General features: G+C 65.8%; 1 protein-coding gene. It reads left to right on the top strand.

What is annotated here, in order from left to right; all coding sequences use genetic code 11:
* The coding region (locus JR064_RS22960; RefSeq protein WP_206231253.1) for a hypothetical protein at nt 1-198 on the top strand (198 nt) is incomplete at its 5' end.
* Between the last annotated feature and the right edge of the window lie 97 nt (nt 199-295).

The raw sequence follows: 295 nt of genomic DNA, 5'->3' as shown, positions 1-295 counted from the left end.
ATGGCCAACATGCACTCCATCTGCAAGGGCCGCACCGTGTTGATCATCGCCCATCGGCTATCGACGGTGCGGCGCGCCAACCGGATCGTGGTGGTGGAGAAGGGGCAGATCGTCGAGACCGGGACCCATGCCGAACTGGTAGAACGCCCAGATGGGCATTACGCACGGCTGCACCGGTTGCAGGCGGGTGTGGCATGAGGCATGTCATCGAGGGGTTTCGTGCATTCGCGCAGCGCTACGTGGGCGTGTTTCGCTCCGCCTGGGCCTCGCGCCGCGAGCTGGACTCGCCCGAGCG

This window comes from Xanthomonas bonasiae (assembly GCF_017163705.1).
In the GTDB taxonomy this organism is placed as follows: domain Bacteria; phylum Pseudomonadota; class Gammaproteobacteria; order Xanthomonadales; family Xanthomonadaceae; genus Xanthomonas_A; species Xanthomonas_A bonasiae.
The sequence above is the reverse complement of the archived record's forward strand: the minus strand, read 5'-3'. Positions and strand labels throughout refer to the sequence as shown.